This is a genomic window from Rhizobium sp. Leaf311 (assembly GCF_001423445.1).
Classification (GTDB): Bacteria; Pseudomonadota; Alphaproteobacteria; order Rhizobiales; family Rhizobiaceae; genus Agrobacterium.
Map to the genome: position 1 here is coordinate 663,246 of NZ_LMNZ01000001.1, position 20,144 is coordinate 683,389.

Genomic DNA, 20,144 nt, shown 5'->3' on the forward strand with positions numbered 1-20,144 from the left:
GGAGCACAAAAAAACCCGGCATTCCTGCCGGGCTTCAACCAGAAGAGAAAGTCGTGAGGGTTCAGCCATCAATCTGCAGATTGACTGCCTTCGGCCCCTTGCCGCGACGATCCGGTTCAGTGTCGAAGCTTACTTTCTGATTTTCTGAGAGTGCGGACAGGCCGGAAGCCTGTACAGCGGAGATGTGGACAAAAATATCGGCGCCACCATTGTCTGGCTTGATGAAGCCGAAGCCCTTGTCGGTATTGAAGAATTTAACAGTGCCAGTCTCGGCCATGCATCAGGTCCTTTTCGCTCTGCCCGTGTTCAGCTCCAGGCAGCATTACAGTTTTGCCGGTTAAGGCGTACGGCAGGCAGTTTTTGATAGTTGAGAATGTGGACCTTCGCGTGGAAAGCTTTTGACGTTCTGATCAACGTTATTTTGTCCCCGCCGCCCAGAGTTTTTTATCTCCGGAGCATTCATTTTTTAGGCCTTCCCATGCTCGCAACTTGCCCGAACCGCAGTAGATTGCTGTGTTTATTTAGAATTGGCAAGCGAAACTTTTTAGACAAATTGGATGCGCCCCTTACACCATATGGGCGACAGACCACTGCAATGGCAGAATTTTTCTCACGTTTTAGAAGTTCTGAAATGAAAACATCGCTGGCGATGGGATTCAGTGGTAAATTTCGCGTGAAAGGGGAAAATTTTATTGAATGTGGAAAATTACGAGAGTGCTCAGGTTTTGGCACTTAACGCGTTATTTCGCTTTCTCGACAGTTCGGGAACCAGCTCTACCAGCAAAATCGCGGCAAAAATTATCGCGCAACCAATGTAGCCGGCAGTCTGAATGGTTTCCTGAAGAAAGATCGCAGCAAAGAAGGCTCCAAATAGCGCCTCGGACGAGAGGAAGATGGCTGCCTGTGGTGCCGTCGTATATCGCTGCCCGACGACCTGCAGCACGAAGGCAAGGCCAGAGGAAACCAGACCCACATAGAGTATTTCGCCGATGGAAGACGAGATTGCGGTGAAGCTCAATGGTTCGACCATTGCGCCGAAGACCATGCTCAACGCGGCGCATATGGAAAACTGCGTGCAGGAAAGCGCAAGCGGCCTGTTGCTCTGCATGACGAAGCGACCGGCAAGGGTGATCTGGAGAGCCCAGAAGACGGCGCAGGTGATGCTGAGCATGTCTCCCGTCGTCAGGCTGGCGATGGCGCCGCCTGACAGCAGGAATATGCCAGTCAACATCATCAGTGCGCCGGGCCAAACCACCCAGTGCGGATTGCGGCGATATATGATGACGGCGATGACGGGGACGAAGATGACGTAGAGCGCGGTGAGAAAGCTGGAGTTCGTGACAGATGTTGTCAGCAAGCCGATCTGTTGCGTTATCGCGCCCAGAAAGAGAGCCACGCCCACAAGGGCGAAGGCCTTGAATTCACCCCTCGATGGCGCCGAGCCCATCTTCCGGCTTTCCATGGCCGCGAAAGGCAGCACCGCGATGGCGGCGATGGCAAAACGCAGACCGACAAACCAGAATGGACCGATCGTATCCATGGCCGTGGACTGCGCGACAAAGCCGCCGCCCCAGATTGCGGCGGCGAGCAATAAAACGAGATTGGCCTGAATGCGCGTCATGTCTCACCGGATGCAAAGGCCATGACACGCTGGTACGTGATCCAGGCGTCGTTCTGGCAAATTTGACCCTTGCCAAATTTGACGCTGCTCTAACAGCAAAGAATGATTGCGGCAAGCTGACCGGTCAGTCCCGACGGCTGCGCGTGGGCGAGGTTTCGCGAATGCCGTTGACGGTCAGCACGATGCCGCCAATGGCCATTGTGACGAAGCCGGTAACGACAAGTGCGGTTACCAGGATGCGGTCCGACGCCCTGGATATGGGAGCCGAGGCAATCGCCGATGTATGGATGTTGTCGACCATTTCATTTGCCTGGTCCGGCGATGCCTCGAGCGCGTGAGCCGATGTGGCTAGCCCTGCGGCCATGGTGATGACGACCATCAATGCGGCCAGAGCCATCCAGAGCGAAAAAAGCATTCTTTGGGTTCTCAGCCGGTCTGCCGAATTCCGATCATTGAGAAACATTGTTCTGGTTCCTTGCCCACGTTCTGCGCCCGCTACCGCCTGAATGCCGACAATGCGACGCACGGCACGGAAATTCGCGACATGGTTTAAAATTGGCTTTGAAGTGGACGGCTTGTGGACCGAATTCGGACAGTCCGGCGTATTTATTGTGGCGATAACAAGGCGGCGGTTAACAAGAGATAAACGCCCCTCAAATTCCTCGTTTGCCGAAGGTTTTGACCGGTTTGGGGCCGCGCGTCTCGTTCCCAGCAGGAAGCCTCGAAGAGGGCTTAAGGGACTGTTTAAACCCGGTCGCGCGCGCTGCTCCGAGAAGCTCGGGGAACCTTTCATTGAAGGTGGTGGGAGCCAGTTCAGGCCTTGCCAGTGCATAGCCCTGCATCAGCGCCACACCCAGGTCCACGCACAGGTCTATCTCGCGTTCTTCCTCGAGTGCTTCGAAGATCGGTTCGATACCTTCGGCGACAAATTGCCGGACGATGAGGCGCAGGAGGGCCGCACCAGCGGAATTGCGCATGAAGTTGCGGGCCCAGGCCGCTTCGAACTTGACGTAATCGGGCTTGATCAGCTTGACCCGCTCGATATCGGAATCTCCGGCACCGAAATCAGCAATGGCGACACGAAAACCCATGGCGCGCATGTGGTCGGCGAAATCGGCCACCAGCCGCGTATCGGCACCCTTGTTTTCCGCAACTTCGCAAACAATCCGGTCCGGCGCCATTCCAGCCTCATGGGCCGAAAGCCGCATCCGCTCCACTTCCTGCTGCATCTTGGCGGGAGTTCGAAACAGGCCCGGATGGAAATTGACGAAAATGCGTGCCCGCGATCTCGCCAATGCGCCGGTATTAAGAATGTGGATCGTGCGCAGGATGCTGTCGATCGCCTCGATGTCATCGGGATGGATCTGCGCGAAAAGCTGGGCTGGCGGCACCAGTTGCGATGCCTGGTAGGGGCGCACCAGACCCTCGAAGGAATCTATATCGAACCGTCCATCGGACAGCCTGCGAAATATGGGCTGTAGCGCGGATCTGAGCGTAAAGGGGGCATAGGTCGTTGACCAGGAGCCATCGGCCTCGCGTGAAAGATTTGAAAAAATGCTTTTCGGTGCCACGGCGATCCACCCGGAAAATCATTTCAGCCGTCATAGCCTAGCACAGCAAGCGTTACGGGCCGGTTAAGCGCCTCTTAAAATGCCGACAACGTAACGTTTTCATGGCATTTGGCCTTGAAACGCGCTTGTTCTTTCGACATACCACTTGCCGCAGAGGGCGGCTGTCGCAAACTCTGCCGATGTCAACTTCAATAGGACCGATAAAAATGGCCTTCCTTGCCGACATTCTCTCCCGCGTTAAGCCTTCCGCCACTATCGCCGTTTCCCAGAAAGCCCGTGAACTGCAGGCTCAGGGTCGCGATGTGATTGGCCTTGGTGCAGGTGAGCCGGATTTCGATACGCCCGACAATATCAAGGAAGCTGCCATTGCCGCGATTAACGCGGGTAAAACGAAATACACGCCGGTTTCGGGTATTCCTGAACTGCGCAAGGCAATTGCCGAAAAGTTCAAGCGGGAAAACGGTCTGGACTACAAGCCGGAGCAGACAATCGTCGGAACCGGTGGAAAGCAGATTCTTTTCAATGCCTTCATGGCGACGCTTAACCCCGGCGATGAAGTTGTTATTCCGGCACCTTACTGGGTCAGCTACCCGGAGATGGTTTCGATTTGCGGCGGTACCCCCGTTTTCGTAACCACATCGCTGGAAGATAACTTCAAGCTGAAGCCAGAAGCGCTGGAAAAGGCCATCACGCCTCGTACCAAGTGGTTCATCTTCAACTCGCCATCCAACCCGTCGGGTGCTGCATACAGCCACGACGAGCTGAAGGCGCTGACCGACGTTCTCGTCAAGCATCCGCATGTCTGGGTCTTGACCGACGACATGTATGAGCACCTGACCTATGGCGATTTCAAATTCGTCACGCCGGTTGAAGTCGAGCCATCGCTCTATGACCGCACGCTGACCATGAACGGCGTCTCCAAGGCTTATGCAATGACTGGCTGGCGTATCGGTTACGCTGCAGGCCCGCTGGAACTCATCAAGGCCATGGACATGATCCAGGGCCAGCAGACCTCCGGTGCAACCTCGATTGCGCAGTGGGCCGCTGTCGAAGCATTGAACGGAACCCAGGACTTCATTCCGACCAACAAGAAGATCTTCGAAGGTCGTCGCGATCTCGTGGTTTCGATGCTCAACCAGGCAAAGGGCATTAACTGCCCGTCTCCTGAGGGTGCATTCTATGTCTACCCATCCTGCGCTGGCTTGATCGGCAAGACCGCACCATCCGGCAAGGTCATCGAAACGGACGTGGATTTCGTCACCGAGCTTCTGGAAACGGAAGGCGTCGCCGTCGTTCAGGGCTCTGCATTCGGCCTTGGCCCGAACTTCCGCATTTCCTACGCGACATCGGAAAAGAACCTGGAAGAAGCGTGCAAGCGCATCCAGCGTTTCTGCAACGCCTGCAAGTAATCGTCTTCATCCTGAATTTAATGGAAAGGCCCGGCAGCGATGCCGGGCCTTTTCGTTTCGTGCATTGATTCAATGCTATCTCTTAAGATCCTGATTTCGCTCCTAAAGTCCCAGAAAAAGAAGCATGATGAATGTTGCAAAGAGGATAAAATGGGTCATCCCTTCAATGGCGTTCGTTTCCCCGTCATTGAGATTGATGGCGGCCGCGATGAGGGTGATGAAGACCATGACGGTTTGAACTGGCGTCATGGCCATGATGAAAGGCTGTCCGGTGTAAAGCGCGATGGCTTCCATGACCGGGACGGTCAGGATGACTGTCGATAGCGATGCGCCCATGGCGATGTTGACCACCGACTGCATCCGGTTGCGCAGGGCGGATCGCATCGCCGTCATGATTTCCGGTGCAGCTGAGATTGTCGCGACAACGACGGCCATGAGTGCAACCGGTGCGCCACTTCCCTCAAGGCCGTTGCCCAGAAAGGCCGACATGAATTCCGCGAGAACGCCAATGATGACAACGCCGAGGAGAATGACCGTGATCGATTTGGTCGCAGGCCCATCCTCTTCATCCGGTTCTGCTGCCGGTGTCCCTGAACTCGTGGCCTTCTTCCTCTCACTGCGGGGATAGCTGTAGCTGAAGAAATAGCTGTGTGGGCCGACCTGCATTTTCAGGAAAAGCGCGTAGAGGACGATCATGGCGCAGATGGTGAAGGCGGAATAGATATGCCAGCTTTCACCGGGAATGAATTCAGGCACGATCATGGATATGCCCATGGCGGTCAGGATCATCACGCCATAGGTCTTGCCGGAATCGTCATTATAGGGCTGCTCGCCATGCTTGAGGCCGCCCAGAAGCGCCGCAAGCCCCAATATGCCGTTGATGTCGATCATGACTGCCGAATAGATTGTGTCACGCACGAGTGTTGGCGAGCTGGATTCCTGCATGATGATGGCAAGGATCAGCACTTCCACGGCGACCGCTGAAAGGGTGAGGATCATCGTTCCATAGGGATCGCCAACCTTGGCGGCCAGAATTTCGGCGTGATGGGCCACGCGCATGGAAACGAGAATGATGACGCCGATCAAAGCTGCGGCAACGATGAAGGATACGGCCTTGCTCTGCTCCATGACGGCGTGTTCGGCAAAATAAGCAAGGGCGGCACAGGGGACTGCCGCCAGCAACATCCGTTCCTGTTTCAGGGTTGTCGCAATTGACATGGTCGGCCTTTCATAATGCTCAGCGCGGTGATCCACGAAGGCTGCGACATTGCGGAATTTGCACAATGCGCTTTTTGGTAGGATAGTAACGATCAAGGACATGGCAACAAAGCCGCGATCTGGTCCTTGAATGCGCTTTTGCGGCAAAGGTTGCCACGCTCCTTCAATCTATCAGGAGGAAGTGTGCATGACCAAAGTGGTTTATGAGATTGTCGAGCACGATGGCGGCTGGGCTTACCGTATGAACGGAGCCTATTCCGAAGCGTTTCCCACCCATTCTGACGCCGTGCAGGCAGCCCGCATTGCGGCAGCTGAGCAGCAGGTTGGAGGCGATGATGAGGAAATCTACTATCAGGACGAAGGCGGCCGTTGGCACATAGAACACAGCCAGGGCGGCGACAGGCCGGAGGCCGAGGTGGTGGACCATGCACAGTCCCTGAGGTCCTAGCGTGATTGCGTTCAGCGCTTGAGGGCGGGTGCCGCCGGATCTGCCGCTTTCAGAAAGCCCTTCAATCCGTGCACCAAGGCATCGAATGTCGCCCGGCATCGCGGCGATGAACGCAGGTTTTCATGCATGGCCACCCATGTGTGGAGAGACATGTCCAGGTCGGGCAACACGCGTACGAGGTTGGAATCGTCTTTAGCAAGGCCGATCTGGCACATGCCGACACCGCCCCCGGACCGTATCAGTGCAAGCTGCGCAAGATTGCTGTCCGTGCGCATGTTGAAAATGATCTGATCGAAGTCCGGCATGGAGGGTGTATCGCGCTTTACCCGTTCAAGTGCCGCGCGGACAAAGGGTGTCCGGGTGTCAAAGCCAATAAGGCGATGTTGCGCCAGATCCTCGTTGGTGGTGGGCGTGCCCATTTTTTGAAGATAGGCAGGGTTGGCGTGAAAGCCGATCCGAAAATTGCCGACATAGCGCATGACCACCGCATTCTGGACCGGCTCCGTCATGCGGATTGCGATGTCGACATCCCGGCGCAGCAAGTCTTCCAGTGCGTTGCTCAGAGACAATTCGATCTCCAGTCGAGGGAAAGTCTCCTGAAGTTTGGCGATGATAGGAGGAAGAATTTCGACGCCCATCACATCCGATGCGCTGATGCGCACGGTGCCTTCGATCTTGCCGACCTCTCCAGAGGCAGCACGCAGCAGGGCGGAGGTGGTGGCTGCAAGGTTTTCGGCATAGGGTCTGAGTGCAATGGCGGCATCCGTTGGCAACAGACCCTGCGGTGACCGTATGAAAAGTTCAAAGCCAACGGCTTCCTCTAGAGCTGCAATATGCCGCCCCACTGTTGGCTGGGTCAGCGCAAGCTCTCGCGCTGCAGCCGATAGGGAGCCATCGCGCAGCACACTCAAGAAAGTGCGATAATAATCCCAGCTGATATTGCGATGTCGCGCCATATATTTTTGAATGGATGCTCAACGTTTTTCTCTAATTTTGTATAGCATGGGCGAGGTCCATAGTCCAACCACACTGGATTATGGAGTTTCACCGTGCTGAACGTTTCAGAAAAGACATCGCCTCTCGCCCTCGTTCTAGGCGCCAGAGGTGGGATAGGCAGCCATGTCGTAACCACAGTTTTGCAAAGAGGCTGGCGTGTTCGTGCGTTGGTCCGTGGCACCCCGCCTGCATCGACTAATTCATTAATGGAGTGGATCGAGGGCGATGCCTTGAATGAAGGCGATGTGATGAAAGCCGCTGAGGGCGCGGCGCTGATCGTCCATGCGGTCAATCCACCCGGTTACATAAACTGGGAAACGCTGGTGCTGCCCATGCTGGACAACACGATCCGCGCTGCGGAGGCGACGGGTGCACGTATTCTTTTGCCCGGGACTGTCTATAATTTCGGACCGGACAGCTTTCCCGATCTCACGGAGCAGAGCCCACAGCGGCCTGTAACCTCCAAGGGCGCCATCCGTGTCGAGATGGAGGCTCGTCTCCGCCGGGCGTCTGAGCGTGGTGTACCGGTGCTGATCGTCCGAGCGGGGGATTTTTTCGGTCCCGGCGCGCAAAACAACTGGTTCCACCAGTTGGTCAAGCCTGGCAGGACGGTCACCAGCGTCTCCAATCCCGGTGTCGCGGGTGTTGGTCATCAGTGGACCTATCTGCCGGATATGGCGGAAACAATCGGACAATTGCTGGACCGGAAAGCAGAACTGGAGACATTTGCTGTCTACCACATGGAAGGATTCTGGGACCGGGATGGGCAGGAGATGGCGCGGGCAATCCAGCGCGTCGCAGGTCGGGATATTCCCGTCAAACGCATGCCGTGGTGGCTTTTCAGGCTCGCTTCGCCGTTTGTACGGTTGTTTCGGGAAGTGTTGGAGATGCGTTATCTCTGGACCACGCCGGTGAGGATGAGCAATGAGAAACTGGTTGCTTTTCTAGGGGCGGAGCCGCGCACACCTATTGATGATGCGGTGCGGGCAACACTTGTGGATATGAAGTGCCTCTAGAAAACTTGGGGCTCTAAAAAAAGCGCCGCGCACCCTTTCGAGTGCGCGGCGTGTCTATTTTAGGCGAGAGCAGGGTAGTCTGTGTAGCCTTCAGCGCCACCGCCATAGAAGGTAGCCTGGTTCGGTTCGTTCAGCGGCGCATTGTCCTTGAGGCGGCGTACCAGATCCGGGTTGGAAATGAAGGCCTTGCCGAAAGCGATGGCATCCGCCTTGCCGCTTTCTGTTGCTTCGATCGCCTTTTCACGGTCGTAACCGTTGTTTGCAATCCACAGGCCTTTGCCACCGGCATTGGTATAGGCAGCCTTGAGTGCTGCGTAGTCGAATGGCTTGTCGCCCTGTTTGAAGTCACGGGGACCGCCCGTTGCACCTTCAATAACGTGAATGAAGGCCAGGCCGCGGGTGCCAAGTTCGCGAACGACATATTCGAACAATGGCTGTGGATCGCTCTCGAAAATATCGTTGGCTGGTGTGACCGGGGAAAGACGAATGCCAGTACGGCCAGCACCAATTTCCTTGGTGACCGTGTCGACAACGTCCAGCAGGAAGCGTGCCCGGTTCTCGATCGAGCCACCATACTCATCCGTGCGCTGGTTGGTGCCGGATTTGAGGAACTGGTCGATGAGGTAACCATTGGCGGCATGAATTTCCACACCATCGAAGCCTGCATCGATAGCGGCGCGCGCGCCGGTGCGGTAGTCTTCGAGAACGACCGGGATTTCGCTCAAGCCAAGTTCCCGGGGCTCGGATGTCTCGGCAAAGCCGCCCGTGCCGTCGTCGTTGATGATGTAGGTCTTGGAGTTCGCCTTGATAGGAGAGGGCGCAACCGGCTGGCCGCCGTGCGGCTGAAGTGATGTGTGGGAGATGCGGCCAACGTGCCAGATCTGGGCGACGATCTTGCCACCTGCCTTGTGCACGCCCTCAGTAACGGCCTTCCAGCCGTCAATTGCTTCCTGCTTGTAGAGGCCGGGTACGTCTGCGTAACCCTGGCCCTGCTGGGAAACCGGTGTGCCTTCCGACACGATAAGCCCGGCGGTCGCACGCTGCTCGTAATAGGCTGCGTTCAGGTTGTTTGGAATGGCGCCCGGTGACCGATTACGGGTGAGGGGGGCCATTACGACGCGGTTTGCCAGTGAAATGTCGCCCGCCTGTGCAGGCTCAAACAATTTTGTCATGGGATAGGCTTTCTCTTCCGGTTGTTAGAGAGCGCTGAAATGCGCGCTTAAAGCTTCTGGTTCAGATAGGTCAGAAATCTCGCGATATTTTCCTCGTCGCGCTCATAGAAGTTCCACTGCCCGACCTTCCGCGAACGAACCAGTCCCGCAGCCTGGAGGGCTGAGAGGTGGGATGAGACTGTCGATTGCGAAAGACCGCTTATCTCGAACTGATGGGCGCAGACCCCCATGGTAAAGGGGTGGGCCTGGTTGAAATGCTGTTCTGGCTGTTTAAGCCATTCCAGAAACTTCAGCCGGACGGGATGTGCAATGGCCTTGAGTGCATCTTCGTGGTTCATATCGTTTCCGTATATCTGTCCATACCGATATTTATATCGGGAAAAACCGATATCAAGGGGCTGTGCAATATTTCGAGGTTGGAAAAAAAAGGCCGCTGGATCTCTCCGCGGCCTGACAGTTTTGAAGGTAAAAACCTCCAGAGGGGAACAGCTGTCAGATGCAATCCGTGCACCAGCGACAACTGAACTGAATATGGAAATGGCCATGCAAAAGAACAAGGGCACGCAATCAAATTAACCTGGAGTAGCGAGGAAAAATATTACGGGCAAAAAAAGAGGGCCACCGGATCGCTCCAGGGCCCTTATAAGTGTGAAGGTCAAATAACCTCCAGAGGGGAACAGCTGACGCGGCGGAACTGGGAGGAAAAGCCGCCGTGTGCATCAGCTGTGTGCGATATGGTGCTTATTTGGGCAGCGTTCAACTCTTTTTTGTGCAGGCCAGCCCTGCGCCTGGCGCATCGCTGTTGTTTGGTGTCATATTTATTTCGCAAATCTACGATCGATCTCGTTAGAATCGCATTGCCATTAGGGCGTTAAGTTTTTGATTAATATCAATAAAAATACAGGACCATGCGCGCCGGTCAGAAATTCCAGTTGCGCGCTTTCGCCACGATGAAGTCACGGAAGACTTTAAGCTTTGCCGCATTCTTCAGCTCATCTGGATAGCAGAAATAGGTATCGAATGAAGGGATATCCGCTGGCAGCGAAAGCTGGATGAGGCCGGGGTCTCGGCCAACGATGTAATCCGGCAGGCAGGCGATGCCGATGCCAAGCAGGCAGGCGCGCTTGATGGAGGTCTGGCTGTTAATCTGCAGGTGGGCAAGGCGAGTATTGTCTGATGAGCGGCCGGCATTTTCGAGCCAGTTCACATCCAGAAGATAATTCGGTGCTGGTTCGCCGAAGGAAATGATCTTGTGGGTATCCAGATCCTCGATCGACTGCGGCTCTCCATATCGGTTGATGTAGGAGGGTGCCGCATAGACATGCATATGCACGGTGAAAAGCTTGCGCTGAATAAGGTCAGACTGCTGTGGCTGGCGCAGGCGAATGGCGCAATCGGCGTGGCGCATGTTCACATCCAGTTCCTCGTTGTCGAGGATCAGCTGGATCGACATTTCCGGGTAGAGCTGGAGAAATTCCTGCACCTTGTCGGTCAGCCAACCCTGGCCAAGGCCAACCGTTGTCGTCACACGCAGCTTGCCGCTTGGCTTTTCCGTCGTTTCCGTCAGCTGCATCTTGACGGTTTCGAGCTTCAGCAGAACATCATGCGCTGTTCTGTACAGCAATTCGCCCTGTTCCGTCAGGATCAGGCCGCGCGCGTGGCGGTGGAAGAGCTTGACGCCGACATCCTGCTCCAGCGCGCTGACCTGACGGCTGATGGCCGACTGGGACAGATGCAGCTTGTCAGCTGCGTGGGTGAAAGATCCTGCTTCGGCGGCCGCATGAAAAATGCGCAGTTTGTCCCAGTCCAATGGCATAGGCATGCGGTGTTCAGCCTTTCTTATTCAGCAGCAACGGCAAGCGGCGCTTGCGCTGCGAGAAAACGTTCCGCCTCGAGCGCGGCCATGCAGCCCATGCCCGCAGCGGTAATAGCCTGGCGATATGTGTCATCGGTCACATCGCCCGCTGCAAAGATGCCATCGACATCCGTGGCGGTGGAATCGGGCGCCGTCCACAGGTAGCCGTTCGGCTTGAGCTTCAGCTTATCCTTGAACAGCTCAACGGCCGGAGCATGACCGATGGCCACGAAGACGCCGTGGATCGGCATTTCGGTGATTTCGCCGGTCTTGGTGTTGCGTATCTTCGCGCCTGTGACGGACGGTGGCATGGGCGGCTTTGCGGGCGTGCCGGTAATTTCGGCAATTTCGCTGTTCCAGAGGATGTTGACATTCTCCTTGGCGAAAATGCGCTCCTGCAGGATCTTTTCCGAGCGGAAGCTTTCGCGGCGGTGCACCACCGTCACCGACTTGGCGATATTGGAGAGATACAGCGCTTCCTCGACCGCGGAGTTGCCGCCGCCGACCACGATGACATCGCGGTTGCGATAGAAGAAGCCGTCACAGGTTGCGCAGGCTGAAACGCCGAAGCCCTGGAAATGCTGTTCGCTTTCAATGCCGAGCCACTTGGCTTTGGCACCGGTGGCAATGATCAGCGTATCCGCAGTCCAGACGGCTCCGGAATCGGTCTTGACAGTGAAGGGGCGGCGGGTGGTTTCGACCTCTGTGACAAGGTCGTTCACGAGTTCCGCGCCCACATGGACCGCCTGCTTCATCATCTGGTCCATCAGCCATGGACCCTGGATAGGGTCGGCATAGCCGGGATAGTTTTCGACATCAGTCGTGATCATCAGCTGGCCGCCCTGTTCCATGCCGGCGATGAGAACGGGTTCCAGCATGGCGCGTGCCGCGTAAATCGCAGCGGTATAACCTGCAGGGCCGGAGCCGATGATGAGAACCTTGGAATGGCGGGCGGACATGGAGCGTTCCTTTCAAAACAAGGGTGTCTGGTGTTGCGGCCACCATATCGGCGCAATGGGAATACACCCCTTCGATAGTCGGTATTTAAGAGTGTCCAATGCCGATATTCAAGGGCAGCCTTGCGTTACCAACAGGGCAGAGGGGATGTACACGCAATTTTGTGTCGCGTCCGTGGACTATTATTGCGAATCCCGCGGTGTAGAGTAGAAGGAGGCATTCAAGCTTGAGCAAGGAATGCATATAGTGGCCAGCGTCGAACTCGATGCCATCGATCTCAAAATACTGCGCGAATTGCAGCGTGATGGCCGAATGACCAATGTCGATCTTGCCGATCGCGTCGGAATTTCCGCGCCTCCCTGCCTGCGCCGGGTGCGCAAGCTGGAAGATGCCGGGATCATCGAAGGCTATCACGCCATGCTCAATGCCCCGAAACTCGGCTTCGACCTCGTCGCCTTTTGCATGGTGGGCCTCAAACGTCAGTCCGAAACCAATCTAAAAGCCTTCGCCGCCGCCACCGACCGCTGGCCCCTCGTGCGCCAGGCCTGGATGGTCTCCGGTGACAGTGATTTCCTACTCCACTGCGTCGCCGAAAACCTCACCCAATTCCAGGATTTCGTCATCGAAGTGCTGACGGCGGACGAACACGTGGAAACGGTGCGCACCATGCTGACCATCCGCCAGGTCAAGCGGGTGGGACTGGTGGGGGTTTAAGGCCCCCAGCTTATTCATACGTCAAAGCAGTGATGAAACCGAGTTTCACGAGTTGCTCTGGCCCTTCGTACCCCAAGGAAACCTTGGGGTCATAGAGCGCCAACTCGCCGTCGGACTGAATTTTCGCCTGCAGGGCCTTGTAGTGAGAGGCCCCGTTGTAATGTTGTCCTTGTTTTGCTGCGTAAGCAATCTTCTCCTTATAGTTCGGCGGAAACTTAAAATGCAGCAAAGCGCCCCAACTCGTGGGCGTGTTTCTTTGATAGGGAAGAGGGCTATGGGGGCTTTGGTCGAACGAGCAGCTTTTATCCCAGTAGATGACAGGATACTTCAGTAACTCATTGTTCTCGCCGAACTTTCTTCTACGTGGACCCCCGTAGAGCCTTGTCCCCCTTTTGCCGTGCCGCAGGGAATATCCGCTTGCGTCGAAGAACGGCGATTGCGAAAAAAGGCCATCGCCATTCCCCGCTTCCGAAACATAGTCGTCACCGTACATATCCAGCATCGGTGCAGCCATTCGCTTGTCGCCTCTTAGTTCAAGCTCTCTGAATAGCTGGGGTAACCGGTGCTGGTGGCATCTGTCGTACACCAGGAACTCGTCGGAATCGACATTCACATACCATCGGTCTGTTCCATACAGGGCAAATAACTGCTCACGCCACCGACGTCCTCGCTCTGCCTCACTGTAGCGGACCGGCGATACCCATAAATCGACATCTGTCTGTTCGGAAAGATACTGACGCGACCCATCGTTAGATTGATCATCGACGCATATGAAACGAGTGACCCCCAGAGACCTGTAGTAATTCAGGAATTCGCCGAGTATCTGCATGTCGTTATGCGTCACGAAAACGAGTGGAACACTTTCTTCACTTAACGTGGACCGTCCATTCACTGGAGACATATCCAGTGTTTTCTTGGCCTTTGCTTTTTTTTGTGCTCGAAAGCTTTCGTAATAGCACCGTAAAAACAAGATCCAGTCCATGGTCGGCGCTTTATGGTTAGCGAACGGGTATTCCGTATTCATCTGCTCATACTCTAAGTGGACTCGATCTTATTTGATTTGAGCGCGTTTCAACGCTGCTCACGGCTTTGGTTCAGATTGCATTTCGTCATGCTGCCACACAGAGGCGCCATCTACGAAACACTTTTGGATGTGCCGCTTATCTCTCCAGTCGCGACCTATGTCTGTGACAAGGTATGGTTGATCTTTGCCCAATATGTAGTTGCGGTAATTTTTTACAGCCTTCTGAAGGCCTGGGTTGGTCTCGTTATAAAACTGCTTTTCCGGGTCGAACCTCGCGTCTAGCAGTCCTGCAGATGCGCGAGCGAAGGAACCTCTGATAAAAGAAGGTGACGTCGTAAAGTAGGGCAGAATGCGGTCAGGACCGATTTTGAGACCAAACAGTTTCGTTCGGCGCCGACGTTGATGAAATGGACCGTCGCCGAAATCCCATTTTTTATGAATATTGTTAAATGAAATCTGGACCACGTCCGGATTTTTCAAAATGTTCTCGATCATATCTGGCGTTATATCGATATTGACGATCCAGTCATCTTCAAGATGTAATATGAGATCAGACTTGGTTGCGCCCCACAGGTGTTTGACCGCTGTGCAGAAATTTGCCGTTGCAGGTGTGTTAACATATGCCTCAGAAAAATATGACCGTACCACCTCCACCGTACGATCTTTGTCGATCTCGTCGCCAAAGATGGGGTCAATATTGACGTACGCACCGATAATGCTGAAATGAGACAATAGTCGACGTTGGAAGCTTTCGAGCGTTGTCTTTAGTAAGTCCGGCCTGCGCCCGGCAACGACGCAAATCTCGATCTCTTTCATCTATTACTCCACCACAGACTTTTTGGCGGGTTTTATGCTTATGAGATCAAATTCGATGAATTGCAGCGAGTCGAAGTCTCTCGAAACAGTCACGAATGCAGCAGGTTTGAAGCCTAGAGAATCAAGCTTTGCCACAGATTCAATATAGTTTGGCATACCGTCGTAAATTGGATTTACACTCGCTTCTGTCTGAATGATCGAAATTTGATCCAGGATGCGGCTGGCGCCATCAATGACTTTAAGATCATAGCCCTGCGTGTCTATTTTAAGAAATGCGCGGAAGTCCTTTGGCAGTATTTTTTCGTCAATCATCTTTTCGATGATTGTATCGAGGCGCTCGACGTCGACCAGTTCCTTGTCGCGTTCAAGACCTTCGTAGCGGGAATGGGCAAGTTCGTTGGTGTCGAGGAACGAATTCAAGCTGCTGTCGTCATGGCTGTGTATGCTAAGCTGTGCAGGTTGGTCGCCAAGGCCCATCTTGATGCATTGCCAGTTTGGGTTGCCTGCAGCCTTTTTCTCCAGAATTTGAAATGTCGACGGCGTCGGCTCAAACGAGAGTATTGTGCCCTTGAAACCGGTTTTTATCATATCGCCAGCGAATTGACCTTTGTTGGCACCGACATCTATGATTAGATCGATTTCGTAATGTTCGATTGCAGTCTGCAGCAGCCTGCGAGGGTGCTGATATTTGGCTTTTGGAATTAAGTCGTTACCGGTAGCGTCCGCAAATCTCTTTGCAATAGTTTTTTTCAGGTGCTTGAACATGGTAGTCCTTTATCACTGGAACTGGGTTTGATTTGCCTTATTTTCCCGTCCATAACAATTGCACAGTTCCTGAGTCGCGGTGTTTTACGCAGGTTTAACACGCCCAATTCCGGCTCTCCTCTTGATAAAAAAGTCAATGCAGCACTCATTCCCAATATCCGCTTACGTGATCTGCCTTAACGAGGAACCATATATTGGTTCCTGTATCGAAAGCCTTGCAGGCTTCGCCGAGATCGTGATCGTTGACTCAGGATCGACGGACGGTACGGCATCTTTGGTGCAATCTTTTATTGACCGAGGGTGGCCGATCAAATTCATGTACGAACCATGGCGTGGTTACGCCGGTCAGAAACAATTTGCTCTTGAGCAGTGCACTCAGCCCTGGTGTTTTAACATTGATGCTGACGAGAGACTCGACGATGATCTCCGTTCCGTCTTACCCGATCTTATTGACGCTCCACTTTCCGTGGTTGGGTGGCGATTTGCCCGCCGCCCCTACCTGATAGGCTATGGCTACACGCCTGCAAATGTGCGGGAGCGTAAAAACTTACGCCTTATTCGTAACAGCATGGGCAGCTATGATCTCGCCCAGAAGGTCCATGAAGGTATTGTGGCAAAAGGTCAGGTACAAAACTCCAAAAGGGGCAGCTTGTTGCATTATCGACCTTTAATCATGGATGAGCAAATACTGAAGGAAAACAGATATTCGACCCTTAAGGCAGACCAAAAAATTGAGGAGGGTGCGAGGCCTAAGCTTTACAAAATTTGGTTTTCGCCACTTGTTTATTTTGGGCGTCTCTACTTCCACAATGGCCTCTGGCGGTGTGGAACACCCGGCTTCATTGAGGCTGCGACGGGTGGTGTCTATGCCTTTTTGACTGAGGTAAAAATATATCAGAGATTCACGCTCCTCCGGCGGCAGAACTTCGATAACTCCAACTCTCGGGGTGTTTGAATGAGAGTGATGCATTTCCATTTTGGTAAGGACGGCGGAACCGAGAGATTCTTTATCAATCTTGCCAATGGGATGGCGCGTCGGGGCGTCTCTCAACTTTCCTTTATTCGGCCCGGAAGGTTGTGGCGACCAGCCGTTGAGAATGCGACTGAGATTGTTGAGTCGCATTACCGTCGCTTTTCATTTGATGGCCTTGCTCTTAAATTTCTTATTCGTCGCCGTATCGAGCGGGAAAAGCCAGAGGCGCTGGTCGCATGGACCCCGAAAGCCTGTCGGCTGTTCCCATGTAAAACGTCGGCTCTGCGTGTTGCTCGCCTTGGCGACTACCCTCCGCATCTCAATTACTATCGCAACGTTGATGTTCTCGTTTGCAACGCGCCAGATATTGCTACCCACGTAAGAGCGTTAGGCTGGAAAGGGCGACTGGAAATCATCTCAAATTTCACTCAGGTGGCAAAAGCTGATGCGGTCAATCGAAGTGATTTTGATATCCCTACTGATGCGGTTGTCGTTATGGCAATGGGGAGGCTTATCGCACGCAAAGGGTTCGACATTCTCATTAAAGCGATAGCCAAAACGGGCAATACGCATCTGTGGCTCGTTGGCCAAGGCGAAGAGCGCGAGTCCCTTCAGGCTCTGGCGGCAGGTCTTGGAATTTCTCACCGTGTTCATTTTCTTGGCTGGCAACAGGATGTTCGCCCTTTCCTCGCAGCAAGTGATATGTTCGTTATGCCTTCACGTTTCGAGCCTCTTGGAAACGTTGTCCTGGAAGCTTGGGCACAAGATCGTCCCGTTATCTCGACCCGTTCTCAAGGACCTCTCTGGTTTATGAGCGATGCAGCGAACGGTTTGCTGGTTGATATCGATGATGTCGATGGCCTCTCCAGCGCTCTCCAGCGACTTATCAACGATCCGGCGTTGCGGGAAAGAATCGTTAACGGGGGGCGCCAGACACTCGTTGAGAAGTTCTCCGAAGATGCGATCTGTGATGCATACTTGGCACTTTTTGGATCTGGGGTCCAAAGTCATTGAAAGTTCACCATTTTCACTTCGGAAAAGATGGCGGTGCGGAACGTTTTTTTGTTCACCTCGTCAATGCCTTCGCTGCGCGTGGGATCGAGCAGAGCTGCGTTATCCGTAAAAATCGCGTCTGGCGTAAAGATATTGAAGCGGTGGCGGACATTACAGAGAGCAATTTTCGCAATCTGTCCTTTGACAGGATCCTGCTTCCTCTGAAAGTCAGCGCAATGGCGAAGGGCCTTGAGCCTGACGCAATCATGGCCTGGGCTCCGCGTGCCAGCGAATTGATGCCCGCCTACAAAGGCTGCATCAAGATCTCGCGGCTTGGTGATTATCCTACGAAGCTGGATTATTTCAAAAACACCGACATTCTTGTCTGCAACACACCCGGTATTGGCGACCATGTGCGTGCGCTCGGTTGGACGCGTGGTGTCGAGGTCATTTCCAATTTCACGAATACGCAGCGCATCGCGCCTGTTGCCAGAGCAGAGATGGGGACACCGCAGGATGTGCCGCTGGTCATGTCCATGGGGCGGTTTGTGAAGCGGAAGGGGTTTCATACTCTTGTTGATGCGGTGGCGAGCCTGCTCGGTGTGCATCTGTGGCTGGCGGGCGATGGCGAAGAGCGGGAGAGCCTTGAAGCCCAGGTTGTTGCGCTTGGTTTGCGCGATCGTGTTCGCTTTATTGGCTGGAAAGACGATACCCGGCCTTACGTTTCGGCTGCCGATGTTTTTGTGATGCCGTCCAGCCATGAGCCGCTGGGAAATGTAATCCTGGAAGCCTGGGCGCAGAACAAGCCGGTTGTTTCCTCAAAGTCCGAAGGACCCATGTGGTTCATGCAGGATGGGGAAAACGGATTGCTTGCGGAGATAGGGGAGGCCGACAGTTTTGCGGCGTCCATACGGCGCCTGCTGGACGATGAGGCGCTGTCGCGGCGTGTCGCAGAGGGCGGATATAAAACATTGATGGATCAGTTTTCCGAGGAAGCCGTTGCCAGCGCCTATATGGAACTGTTCAAACGCAAGCCGTGAGCCTGTCATAGACGCGGCCAAGACTGGCCGCTTCACCCTCTATCGTGAAGTTTACTGCGACATGGTCACGTGCGGCTGACTGGGCGTTGCTGCGTTGCTCGTCATTTGCGATCCATGGTCCGGCAGTGTCTATCATTGCCGCCAGATTGTCGCGCGCCGTAATGTCGCCTGTGTGGCCCACCACCAGAAGCTCCGGAAACGCTCCGACATCCGTTGCCACCACCGGCACAGCCGATGCCATGGCTTCCAGCGGCGTCAGCCCGAAACCTTCCCATCGCTGAGGCGCGATGAAGAGATCGAGCGCACGATACCATTCGTTGATATTGGTGTGCTCGCCCACGAAAAGAATACGCTCGGAAAGGCCGGCAGCCCGGACCTTGTCCTTGAGACCATTTTCAAATTCCACATGCGGGCCGGTTGCGCGACCCGCAACAATGGCCGACCAGCCGGGATTTTGTGGAAGAAGCGAAATCATTGCATCGACAAACAGGTCCGTGCCCTTTTGACGACGCACCCGTCCGAAGCAACCCACATATTTCTGGTCGGGGTCCAGCCCCAGCACGCGCTTGACTTCGGCTTTATCCGCAGCTGGCGAAAAGCGGTCAGTATCGATGCCATGCATGATGACGTCGCTCGGCAAAGCCATATAGGACGCCGTTTTGTTGCTGGTGGAAATGATGGCATCCATTTTTGAAATCAGAAATTTCGTCCAGCCGCTATGCTTGCGCTGGGATGCCGAGGTGAAGACAAGCTTGAGCTTCATCTGCAACAGATCGCGCAGGATAATGCCGGGGAGCATTTCGATATTCCGCCGCGCGTGCCACACGCGAAGCCGCCCATCCGGGCCCGCTTGCCACAGCCGCCACAGGTCACGGAAGCGAACATGTGGCAAGCTTTCGGGCAGACCCGGCCCAATGACAGCGACCTGTTGCCCGAGCCGGTTTTGCACCGGCACGAGCTGAATGATCGTTGATGTCACGCCTGAGAGCCTGCGCTTGAAATTTGGCGCGAGCACACGGACGTTTCTCAAATCAATGTAAGGCAACTGATTGTCTCGCAGGGAGCGGGTCGATGCTCAACCCCAGTTGATGGAAAGAATTTCGTAGCCGCGTGAACCGCCAGGCGCGTTCACTTCGATGCTGTCGCCAACTTCCTTGCCGATCAGGGCACGTGCAATAGGGGACGAAATGGAAATGCGGCCCTGTTTGACGTCTGCTTCCTGATCGCCCACGATCTGGTAGATTTTCTGCTCGTTGGAATCTTCGTCCACAAGCTTGATGGTCGCACCGAACTTGACGGTGGTGCCAGACATCTTGGAAAGATCGATGACTTCTGCGCGCGCCGTCAAATCTTCGAGCTCTGAGATTCGGCCTTCATTGTGGCTCTGCGCTTCCTTGGCGGCGTGATATTCTGCATTTTCAGAGAGGTCACCATGGGCGCGAGCTTCCGCGATCGCCTCGATGATGCGTGGGCGCTCTTCCTGCTGGCGCCAGCGAAGTTCTTCCTGCAGCTTGACGAATCCGCCCTGGGTCATCGGTACTTTTTCTACCATTTTT

General features: G+C 54.6%; 22 protein-coding genes. 7 read left to right on the forward strand and 15 right to left on the reverse strand.

What is annotated here, in order from left to right; translation table 11 throughout:
- Window positions 1-61 precede the first annotated feature (61 nt).
- The 4 genes from ASF69_RS03155 to ASF69_RS03170 all read right to left on the reverse strand — a co-directional run bounded on the left by ASF69_RS03155 (window position 62) and on the right by ASF69_RS03170 (window position 3,192).
- Entirely contained in the window at window positions 62-277 is a 216-nt protein-coding gene (locus tag ASF69_RS03155) for a cold-shock protein (RefSeq protein ID WP_042617292.1), read from the reverse strand.
- 441 nt (window positions 278-718) lie between these two features.
- Entirely contained in the window at window positions 719-1,621 is a 903-nt protein-coding gene (locus tag ASF69_RS03160; protein ID WP_062585191.1) for a DMT family transporter, read from the reverse strand.
- A 124-nt stretch (window positions 1,622-1,745) separates the two neighbouring features.
- Entirely contained in the window at window positions 1,746-2,036 is a 291-nt protein-coding gene (locus tag ASF69_RS03165; protein WP_062585193.1) for a hypothetical protein, read from the reverse strand.
- Between the two features lie 238 nt (window positions 2,037-2,274).
- Entirely contained in the window at window positions 2,275-3,192 is a 918-nt protein-coding gene (locus ASF69_RS03170) for an EAL domain-containing protein (RefSeq protein ID WP_062585195.1), read from the reverse strand.
- A 206-nt stretch (window positions 3,193-3,398) separates the two neighbouring features.
- On the opposite strand from ASF69_RS03170, the gene ASF69_RS03175 reads away from it, so the two are divergent.
- Window positions 3,399-4,601, forward strand: a complete 1,203-nt coding sequence (locus tag ASF69_RS03175; protein WP_062585197.1) for a pyridoxal phosphate-dependent aminotransferase — start codon at window positions 3,399-3,401, stop codon at window positions 4,599-4,601.
- A gap of 102 nt (window positions 4,602-4,703) precedes the next feature.
- On the opposite strand, the gene ASF69_RS03180 is transcribed toward ASF69_RS03175, so the two are convergent.
- Window positions 4,704-5,819, reverse strand: coding sequence for a calcium:proton antiporter (locus ASF69_RS03180; RefSeq protein WP_062585646.1), 1,116 nt, complete (start codon window positions 5,817-5,819; stop codon window positions 4,704-4,706).
- 187 nt (window positions 5,820-6,006) lie between these two features.
- Between ASF69_RS03180 and ASF69_RS03185 the strand changes: the two genes are divergently transcribed.
- Window positions 6,007-6,267 (forward strand): DUF2188 domain-containing protein, encoded by a 261-nt coding sequence (locus ASF69_RS03185; RefSeq protein ID WP_062585199.1) that lies wholly within the window; start codon window positions 6,007-6,009, stop codon window positions 6,265-6,267.
- Between the two features lie 11 nt (window positions 6,268-6,278).
- Here the strand turns inward: ASF69_RS03185 and ASF69_RS03190 are convergent, their stop codons facing one another.
- Entirely contained in the window at window positions 6,279-7,223 is a 945-nt protein-coding gene (locus ASF69_RS03190) for a LysR family transcriptional regulator (RefSeq protein ID WP_062585200.1), read from the reverse strand.
- Between the two features lie 93 nt (window positions 7,224-7,316).
- Here ASF69_RS03190 and ASF69_RS03195 point away from each other — a divergent pair, with 93 nt between their 5' ends.
- The gene (locus tag ASF69_RS03195; protein WP_062585202.1) at window positions 7,317-8,279 is read left to right on the forward strand and encodes an NAD-dependent epimerase/dehydratase family protein; all 963 of its coding nucleotides are present in this window, start codon (window positions 7,317-7,319) and stop codon (window positions 8,277-8,279) included.
- Between the two features lie 59 nt (window positions 8,280-8,338).
- Here ASF69_RS03195 and ASF69_RS03200 read toward each other — a convergent pair whose 3' ends face one another.
- From ASF69_RS03200 to trxB, 4 genes are all read right to left on the reverse strand, one after another.
- Complete coding sequence (locus ASF69_RS03200; protein ID WP_062585204.1) at window positions 8,339-9,451, reverse strand: alkene reductase; 1,113 nt, start codon at window positions 9,449-9,451, stop codon at window positions 8,339-8,341.
- 47 nt (window positions 9,452-9,498) lie between these two features.
- Entirely contained in the window at window positions 9,499-9,789 is a 291-nt protein-coding gene (locus ASF69_RS03205; RefSeq protein WP_062585206.1) for a metalloregulator ArsR/SmtB family transcription factor, read from the reverse strand.
- Window positions 9,790-10,370: 581 nt separating this feature from the next.
- Window positions 10,371-11,267, reverse strand: a complete 897-nt coding sequence (locus ASF69_RS03210; protein WP_062585207.1) for a LysR family transcriptional regulator VtlR — start codon at window positions 11,265-11,267, stop codon at window positions 10,371-10,373.
- Window positions 11,268-11,290: 23 nt separating this feature from the next.
- Window positions 11,291-12,265: a thioredoxin-disulfide reductase gene (gene trxB / locus ASF69_RS03215; protein ID WP_062585208.1), complete on the reverse strand. Its 975-nt coding sequence runs from the start codon at window positions 12,263-12,265 to the stop codon at window positions 11,291-11,293.
- A gap of 244 nt (window positions 12,266-12,509) precedes the next feature.
- On the opposite strand from trxB, the gene ASF69_RS03220 reads away from it, so the two are divergent.
- Window positions 12,510-12,977: an Lrp/AsnC family transcriptional regulator gene (locus tag ASF69_RS03220; RefSeq protein WP_112962784.1), complete on the forward strand. Its 468-nt coding sequence runs from the start codon at window positions 12,510-12,512 to the stop codon at window positions 12,975-12,977.
- A 10-nt stretch (window positions 12,978-12,987) separates the two neighbouring features.
- Here ASF69_RS03220 and ASF69_RS03225 read toward each other — a convergent pair whose 3' ends face one another.
- The 3 genes from ASF69_RS03225 to ASF69_RS03235 are packed head-to-tail and all read right to left on the reverse strand — an operon-like array spanning window position 12,988 to window position 15,582.
- Complete coding sequence (locus tag ASF69_RS03225; RefSeq protein ID WP_156461970.1) at window positions 12,988-14,001, reverse strand: glycosyltransferase family 2 protein; 1,014 nt, start codon at window positions 13,999-14,001, stop codon at window positions 12,988-12,990.
- A 57-nt stretch (window positions 14,002-14,058) separates the two neighbouring features.
- The gene (locus ASF69_RS03230; protein WP_062585212.1) at window positions 14,059-14,817 is read right to left on the reverse strand and encodes a glycosyltransferase; all 759 of its coding nucleotides are present in this window, start codon (window positions 14,815-14,817) and stop codon (window positions 14,059-14,061) included.
- 3 nt (window positions 14,818-14,820) lie between these two features.
- Window positions 14,821-15,582: an FkbM family methyltransferase gene (locus tag ASF69_RS03235; protein ID WP_062585214.1), complete on the reverse strand. Its 762-nt coding sequence runs from the start codon at window positions 15,580-15,582 to the stop codon at window positions 14,821-14,823.
- A 136-nt stretch (window positions 15,583-15,718) separates the two neighbouring features.
- Between ASF69_RS03235 and ASF69_RS03240 the strand changes: the two genes are divergently transcribed.
- The 3 genes from ASF69_RS03240 to ASF69_RS03250 are packed head-to-tail and all read left to right on the forward strand — an operon-like array spanning window position 15,719 to window position 18,588.
- The gene (locus ASF69_RS03240; RefSeq protein WP_062585216.1) at window positions 15,719-16,537 is read left to right on the forward strand and encodes a glycosyltransferase family 2 protein; all 819 of its coding nucleotides are present in this window, start codon (window positions 15,719-15,721) and stop codon (window positions 16,535-16,537) included.
- Window positions 16,538-17,569 (forward strand): glycosyltransferase, encoded by a 1,032-nt coding sequence (locus tag ASF69_RS03245; protein ID WP_062585218.1) that lies wholly within the window; start codon window positions 16,538-16,540, stop codon window positions 17,567-17,569.
- A complete protein-coding gene (locus ASF69_RS03250; protein ID WP_062585220.1) occupies window positions 17,566-18,588 on the forward strand; it encodes a glycosyltransferase in 1,023 nt (340 codons plus the stop codon). The genes ASF69_RS03245 and ASF69_RS03250 overlap by 4 nt, the downstream gene beginning before the upstream one ends.
- On the opposite strand, the gene ASF69_RS03255 is transcribed toward ASF69_RS03250, so the two are convergent.
- Window positions 18,572-19,567: a glycosyltransferase family 4 protein gene (locus tag ASF69_RS03255; RefSeq protein ID WP_244475376.1), complete on the reverse strand. Its 996-nt coding sequence runs from the start codon at window positions 19,565-19,567 to the stop codon at window positions 18,572-18,574. The genes ASF69_RS03250 and ASF69_RS03255 overlap by 17 nt on opposite strands.
- Before the next feature lie 96 nt (window positions 19,568-19,663).
- On the reverse strand, window positions 19,664-20,140 hold the full coding sequence (gene greA, locus ASF69_RS03260) for a transcription elongation factor GreA (protein WP_062585221.1): 477 nt from the start codon (window positions 20,138-20,140) through the stop codon (window positions 19,664-19,666).
- Window positions 20,141-20,144: the final 4 nt, after the last annotated feature.